Annotated in this window: 5 protein-coding genes; 1 reads left to right on the top strand and 4 read right to left on the bottom strand. The window is 52.9% G+C overall.

Annotated elements, in window-relative coordinates; translation table 11 throughout:
* Nucleotides 1-425: 425 nt before the first annotated feature.
* The 4 genes from B2Y11_RS07730 to B2Y11_RS07715 are packed head-to-tail and all read right to left on the bottom strand — an operon-like array spanning nt 426 to nt 5055.
* On the bottom strand, nt 426-1109 hold the full coding sequence (locus tag B2Y11_RS07730; RefSeq protein ID WP_291057885.1) for a uracil-DNA glycosylase: 684 nt from the start codon (nt 1107-1109) through the stop codon (nt 426-428).
* Between the two features lie 17 nt (nt 1110-1126).
* Nucleotides 1127-2860 (bottom strand): ArnT family glycosyltransferase, encoded by a 1734-nt coding sequence (locus B2Y11_RS07725; RefSeq protein ID WP_291057884.1) that lies wholly within the window; start codon nt 2858-2860, stop codon nt 1127-1129.
* A gap of 18 nt (nt 2861-2878) precedes the next feature.
* Entirely contained in the window at nt 2879-4471 is a 1593-nt protein-coding gene (locus B2Y11_RS07720; RefSeq protein WP_291057883.1) for an ArnT family glycosyltransferase, read from the bottom strand.
* Nucleotides 4468-5055 (bottom strand): DedA family protein, encoded by a 588-nt coding sequence (locus B2Y11_RS07715; protein WP_291057882.1) that lies wholly within the window; start codon nt 5053-5055, stop codon nt 4468-4470. The genes B2Y11_RS07720 and B2Y11_RS07715 overlap by 4 nt, the downstream gene beginning before the upstream one ends.
* Nucleotides 5056-5509: 454 nt before the next feature.
* On the opposite strand from B2Y11_RS07715, the gene B2Y11_RS07710 reads away from it, so the two are divergent.
* Nucleotides 5510-6310, top strand: coding sequence for a basic amino acid ABC transporter substrate-binding protein (locus tag B2Y11_RS07710; RefSeq protein ID WP_291057881.1), 801 nt, complete (start codon nt 5510-5512; stop codon nt 6308-6310).
* Nucleotides 6311-6839 lie beyond the last annotated feature (529 nt).

Genomic DNA, 6839 nt, shown 5'->3' with positions numbered 1-6839 from the left:
GAATTAATCAGTGCTTCCCTAGTTTATAGAAGGCGCCGGTTTGTATAAAATCTTTACAACCGGGCTTTGCCCGATGGAAATCCACCGGAGGGGCTGATTCACCGTCATGCAAATCTTCCTTATGAACCCAAGGGTAGGTATGCAAAATAGGCTCCTTCCAGAGGAAGAGGGTAAGCGCTCTCCGTCAGTCAGCACTGGTAATCCAAAAGAAAATCCCGTAACGCTGACTTTATACTCATCGCCCGCAGGGCGATACCACAACCTTCGGCCCGAAGGGCCGTCAAACTTGAGAACCTTCGGGCCGAAGCCCCGGCAGCCCTCCCCCTGCACCTTTTGAACACTTTGAACCCACTGAATCCTTTGAACCCTCTGCACCCTTTGAACCTTAAAACAGCCATGGAAACTCTCGTTTCCATGGCTGTTTTTCATTTCAGTGCCTCTTTCAGCTGGCTGCGGAAGATATTGGCTCCTCCGTTGGCGGGGTGCCGAAGGCCTGTGACGGAAAAGCCTGCTTCGGTTAAGGTGTTCTCGCTTTTCTTTCCGATGGCGAAGATAGGAAGGGGGCCGGTGAGGGAGAGGAGGCTTCTGGTGCAGGCAAGGCCCGCTGCCAGTTCATCGTCCGCAGGGGTGCGGTTGGTGAGGAGGTTTCCTTTTTTATAGGGGTGGAAGGGGAAGATGTTCCACAGGAGGAAGTCATTGGGACCAAGGCCTGCTTCTTCCAGGCAGGCGCTCCATACTACGGAGTCTGTGGGTTCGTTGAAGCCCTTTGCCTGCTGAATGGGCTTCAGGAGGGGACTCTCTTTCCGGCTGGTGCGGTTTCCCTGATGGCCCAGTACCATGGCGCTGTCCACGACGGGGTGGAGGTCCAGCAGCATGCGCTCGCAGGTCATGGCAATGCCGGAGAAATGGCCACCCTGATAGCCGCAGGCTTCGGCGATGAGAAGGATTCTGGCTTTTCCCAGCCGGAGGGCAAGGTAGTCTTCCAGGTTTTTTCTCCTGATGGCCACGGCATTTTCAATTTCATATCTTTCATCATGGTCGGCCCAGGGGTTGAAGGTGTTTTCTCCCTGATACCCGGCAAGGCCGGTGAGGAATTGGTTCAAATCCATAGGATGCTCCTTTGTTTTCAGTCGTTTTCCGAAGATTCGATTACGTCTTCCTTCATATTCTCTTTCATCTGCTTTTTCGCTTCCCTGAAGGATTCAGGAATATCTTCCCCGTCGGTCATGATGAAGATGGTGCCGGTGAGGAGGGGCTTTACCTCTTTGAAACGGTACTTGAAGAACCACTGGTCGAAGTATTTCCTGTCGCTTTTGGATACGTAGAGGAAGACCGGCTTTTCAGGATGACGGTGGGATGTGATGAAATCCTTGTCCGATACGGAAGGCATGACGTATTTTTCATTCCATAGGGGATTTCGTCCTTCCCCATTGTCGCTAATGGGCGGCGGCACCACGCGGGTGGCGATTTCTCCTGTATAGAAGGTGTAGCCTGCAGGATAGGAACGGAAGAAATAATGCTCGCCCGGGGCGGCCTTCATTTCTTCCGCCAGCCCCACTGCCGAGCGGCGGGGAAGGTAATGGGGCAGGCCTTCCATCATGAGGCAGAGGAAGACCGAGGCGGTGACGGCGGCTATGACGGTAAGGCGCCGGCCCCGGCTCTTTTTATAGCGGATGCCCAAAGACCAGAGGGCGTAGAGAATGACCACGTAGAGAACCCACCAGCTGCCTTCCTTGATGTAAAGGGAGCCGGCAATGGCGGCGGCAAGGAAAAGGACGAAGCTCCCAAGGCCTGCGAGGAAGGGGCGGCTCTCTCCCTGCCTGATGGCAGGGGCGGCGAGGGCGGAGAATATAATGGCCGGCACCACGGCAATGTAGGTATAGGTGACGTACTTGGTGGCCATGAGGGTGTAGAAGAGAAGGGTGCCCCAGCACCATACCATGAGGAAGCGGTAGAAGGGGGTCTTTTCCTTCCAGCCCTTCCCCATTTCATAGAAGGAGGTGAAAGTCCAGGGAAGGAGGGCGGCGGGAAGGAGGACAAGGTAGTAGTACCAGTGGTTGTCTGCCGGGTGTTCGGAGGAGGTGGCGCGGATGAAATTGTGAAGTCCCAGGAACTGTTCGATGAAATCGCTGCCATGGATGAGGTACATGCCCACGTACCAGGGGAGGGTGACAGCCAGAAAGGCCAGAATGCCCTGCCAGGGAAAGAGGCGGGCCGCCATTTTTCCTGATTTCATGGAAAGGCACCACAGAAGGAGGAGGGCGCCGGGAAGTACAAGTCCCACAGGTCCCTTGGTGAGGCAGGCGAGGCCGGCAGCGGCGTAGGCTGCAGTCAGGTGTTTCTTATTTCCTTCCATAACGCCGATATAGCCGGAAAGCATGGTGGGGATGGTGAAGAGAAGGAGGATGCTGTCGGTAATGATGGCATGGGATATGACCCAGAATTCCAGAGACAGGGCCAGCATGGCGCCGGACCAGACGGCGGTCACATTGTCCTTCAGGATCCGCTGGACATACCAGATGAGGAGGGTGACGGAAAGGGCGCCGCAGATGATGGAAGGAAGCCTGGAGGCCAGGTCCGTGAATCCGAAAAGGGTGTAGGAAAGGGAAAGGAGCCAGTATACCATGATAGGTTTGTCATACCAGAAGGTACCGTAAATCTGGGGAGATATCCAGTTGCCGGACGTGGCCATTTCCTTGGCGGTTAATGCATAGTTGGATTCCACCGGATCCGTCACCGGCAGGAGCCAGGAACCCCAGAGGAGGAAGAGGAAGGCGGCCAGGAAGAAGAAGAGGAGAGTTTTTCCTGCGTCTTTCTTGCTGCTTTCTGCCGGTTCATGGAGTTTATTCTTTCTTTTCATGCGCTTTGTGCTCAAGGGTCAGTCTTCTTTCTTTAAAAACAGGAGGGCCGTATCCTTTTCCCAGAGAAGGGAAAGGTGGGATTTCTGCTCTTCCGGCCAGTTCTTATACACTTTTTTCTGAATCAGGATGTAAGCATCTTTCGGAAGCCGGGCCTTTTCCTCTTTCCCCGGAAGGAGGACGCCCTTTTCTGCATTTCTTTCGTCCGTTTCCATTTTCCGCCTGTCGAATTCAGGAAGGGCGGAGCCGTAGATGTCTGTGTAGAAAGCAATGGAGGGGCGGTAGAAGGTGTCTATATAGAGGGGAATGGATAGATTTCTCTCCGTAGAAACCAGCTTATCCGCAATGGCTCTGGAGGTAAAGAGGGAGGAAACGGGGGAGGCGAAGGCGCCCCAGACGGAAAGGACGAAGACGGCGGAGAGAAGGGCCTGGGTCATCATGAAACCGTGGAACCGTCCTTTCCGGAGGCTGAGGCCGGCCAGAAGGGCGGCCAGAACCATGAGGGAAACGATGATCCAGCGTACCCAGCTGCCTCCTTCCGGACTGATGGGTGCCAGGGCAATGGCGCCGGCGGTGAGAAGGGAGAAGAAGAGATGGGAAAGGATGAGGGCTTTGGATATATGGCCCTTTTCTTCCAAATCCGTGAGATACATGCCGGAAAGAAGGGAAAGGGGCGGGAACATGGGAAGAATGTAGGAGAAAAGCTGGGTGGACGAGAGGGAGAAGAAAATGAAAATGAAAAGGGCCCACACCAGGAAGAAGGCGGCGTTCTTCTCTTTCATCCATTTCTTCGTGCGGCGGAAAATGCCGGGCAGGGTGCCGCTCCAGGGGTAGAAGCCTGCCAGCAGCACCACCACATAGAGCCAGTAATGGTTCTGCCCTGCATGTTCCGGGCTCACGAAACGGGTCACATTGTGGTAGCCCAGAAAGGTATCGATGAAGGCATCACCGTGTATGCTGCCCATGGCTATGTACCAGGGAAGTCCCACCAGGCAGGCCAGGGGAATGCCCCAGTACCACTTGAGGGCCATGATTTCCTTCAGGTTAAACTGTTTCGTTACAATCATCCAAAGGCCTACGATGAGGGCAGGAAAACCAAAGCCCACGGGCCCCTTGGTGAGAAGGGCCAGACCGCAGAAAATGTAGGCGGCCATATATTCTTTCCGAAGGAAGGACATGAGAGCCACCGTAAGGGTGAAGGCAAGGAGGGTGTCGGTGACGCTGCTCCTGGCCAGTACGATGATTTCAAGGGAGGTGGCGCAGATGAAGGCACCCCGAAGGGCGGACTTATCACCTATGAGCTTTCGGGAGGAAAGATAGAGATACACCGGCGTCATTGCCCCCAGAAGGACGGAGGGAAGGCGGGCTGCCCAGGTGGAAATGCCGAAGAGGCTGAAAGACAGAGCTTCCAGCCAGTAGAAAAGGGGCGGCTTGTCATACCAGAACTCTCCGTAAATCCTGGGGGAAAGGAAGTCTCCGGTGGCAAGCATTTCCTTGGCCGTCTCTCCGTAAACCGGTTCGTCGGGATCCAAAAGAGGGATGAGCCCCAGAAAGGCGCCGTAAATCAAAAGACAGTATAAAAATAGAAAGACACACTTTTTATCGAATTTCATTTGGATTTTCTCTTATGGTACACATAGTACCCCAATGCAATGACCAGGGAAATGAGGAGGCACGCGCCGGCGATTTCCCCTTTATAGTCAAGAATCATGGCCCAGTTGTGGCCCAGTACGGAGCCTACGTACACAAGGAAAATGGTCCAGGGCACCGTGCCTATGAGGGTGAGGATGATGAATTCCGGCAGGGGAAACTGGGCGATACCGGCGGGCAGGGAAATAAAGGTGCGTACCCCCGGCAGCAGACGGCCGGTGAAAATGGCGATGGCGCCGTAGTTTTCAAACCAGTCCTTGGCGGCAATCATTTTCTTTGCCCCTATGCCTCCTTTGGCGGTGTGCCGGAGAATTAGGTCGCGGCCGCCTTTGTAGCCCAGGTAGTAGGAAATGACAGATCCCGCAATACCGGCGGCGGTGCCGATGATTATGGTAGGCCAGAAGGAAAAAATATTCTGGGACACCAGGAATCCGGCAAAGCCCAGAATGATTTCACTGGGGATGGGAATATTCATATTTTCCAGCACCATGCAGATGAAGAGCGCTGCATATCCCCATTCGGAGAGGAATGAAATGATAATATCCATGGAAAATCCTTTGCTTCAAAACAGGTGAGAGGAGCAGGCCTTTAGCCTGCGGGTCATATGTTATATGGTGAAAATATATAATAGATATAATGATTAAACAATGAATGAACGGGCAGAGAAATGGCCGCCCTTAAAGTACTGTACTTTAAACTATAGCATGATGGGAAGTCGGGGTCAATGAAAGGATAGGAAGCCGGACGGGATGGCAGATAATGCTTTTATAAAATGATTTCAGCATTTGACATTTATGTAAAATGTTGATAAAATATGCATAGATTGCATAAAGATACCGATTTCTGAAAAACGCATTTTTGGAAATTTCGCTGAAATACAGGAAAATCTATGAATTTTGGCGAAAAACGGGCGGTATCTTTATGAAAAGAACCGAGGGGGCCTGAATAAAAATTCATAGAGGCTTCCAATCTGTGAAATTGCTGTATGGAGATGATTTGTCATGATGGGTAAAAAATTAAAAATCGTTTTGGCATTAGGTGCTATGGCTGCTGTATTTGGAGCTGCAGGCTGCGGCGGCGGAAGCTCCAAGAGCGCTGCCTCCGCTTCCAAGAACGGCATTCCTTCCGTCATCCGCGTAGGCTCTGAAACCACATTCCCGCCTTTTGAATTTACGAAAGACGATAAATATGTAGGCTTTGATATTGACCTGGCTGATGCGGTAATCAAACAGATGGGCAGCAAGATGGAATTCAAGAGCATGGGATTTGATGCCCTTATCCCGGCTGTACAGTCCGGCCAGATCGACCTCATTGCAGCAGGCCTCAATGCTACCCCGGAAAGAGCCAAGCAGGTATCCTTCTCCGATCCCTACTTCACCCAGGACGGCTTCATCATCATCGTCAACAAAGACAATGATTCCATCAAAGACTGGGCAGACCTGGAAGGCAAGAACGTAGGCGCCCAGGTAGGCACCCAGCAGGTGAAACTGGCCCAGGAAGCCAAGGCAGCCAATGTAAAACAGCTGGACTCCAACTCCCAGGCCTTCATGGAACTGCAGGCCAAGACTCTGGATGCCGTAGTCATCGACCAGCCGGTAGGTATGTACTACCTGAAACAGGGCGCTGACAAGGACCTCAAGATCGTAGGCGCACCAAAGGATGCAGCAGGCATGGTATTCGCCATGAAGAAAGACAACAAAGAACTGCAGGCAGCTGTCAACAAGGCGCTGAAAGAACTGAAAGACAACGGCACCTATGACAAGATCTACACCAAGTGGTTTGGCAACGAAGGAAAGAAATAATCAGTCAAAGGAAACCGGGCTCGAAGGGGCCCGGTTTTTTAATGAGAGAGTGAGCTGGGGAAGACAGTGGGAAGGTAAGCACGTAACGCAGGGGGCTGTGAAAAAATGATTTACATTTTTTCACAGCCCCTGGGCGGAGCCCTGAGGATAGGTCTAAAGAGCTGGCGCTGTTCCTTCGCCCTTCGGTGCCACTCCCCTTCCTGCGGAAAGATTCTTTATATTGCAGCGGAGCCGCTGCCACAACCCTCGCAGCCGAAGGCTGTGTCAAACTTGAGAACCTTTGGGTCGAAGGCCGGTCAATCTTAAGAACCTTTCGCGCCCGAAGGGCAAAGCGTACACAACCCTTTTACACAACCTGCCTGCGCCAGCAGGCCATAACCTTCGGGGCCGGCAGGCCCCGTCAACCTTCCCTCTGAAGCCTCTAAGCCAGCCCGCCTTTGGCGGGCTAAACCCTTTGCACCTGGGGCCGCCAAAGGCGGGCCCATTTATTTCCCATTTGATAATTCAATTTCATCCCTATATAATGAAG

This window comes from Dialister sp. UBA1703, from assembly GCA_002320515.1.
Classification (GTDB): domain Bacteria; phylum Bacillota; class Negativicutes; order Veillonellales; family Dialisteraceae; genus Dialister.
Note: the sequence above shows the minus strand (reverse complement) of the source record. Positions and strands in the feature narration are given on the sequence as shown.

Coding starts and splice junctions, on each gene's coding strand:
- B2Y11_RS07720 (WP_291057883.1), bottom strand. CDS start 4,471: ATGAAATTCGATAAAAAGTGTGTCTTTCTATTTTTATACTGTCTTTTG.
- B2Y11_RS07730 (WP_291057885.1), bottom strand. CDS start 1,109: ATGGATTTGAACCAATTCCTCACCGGCCTTGCCGGGTATCAGGGAGAA.
- B2Y11_RS07710 (WP_291057881.1), top strand. CDS start 5,510: ATGATGGGTAAAAAATTAAAAATCGTTTTGGCATTAGGTGCTATGGCT.
- B2Y11_RS07715 (WP_291057882.1), bottom strand. CDS start 5,055: ATGGATATTATCATTTCATTCCTCTCCGAATGGGGATATGCAGCGCTC.
- B2Y11_RS07725 (WP_291057884.1), bottom strand. CDS start 2,860: ATGAAAAGAAAGAATAAACTCCATGAACCGGCAGAAAGCAGCAAGAAA.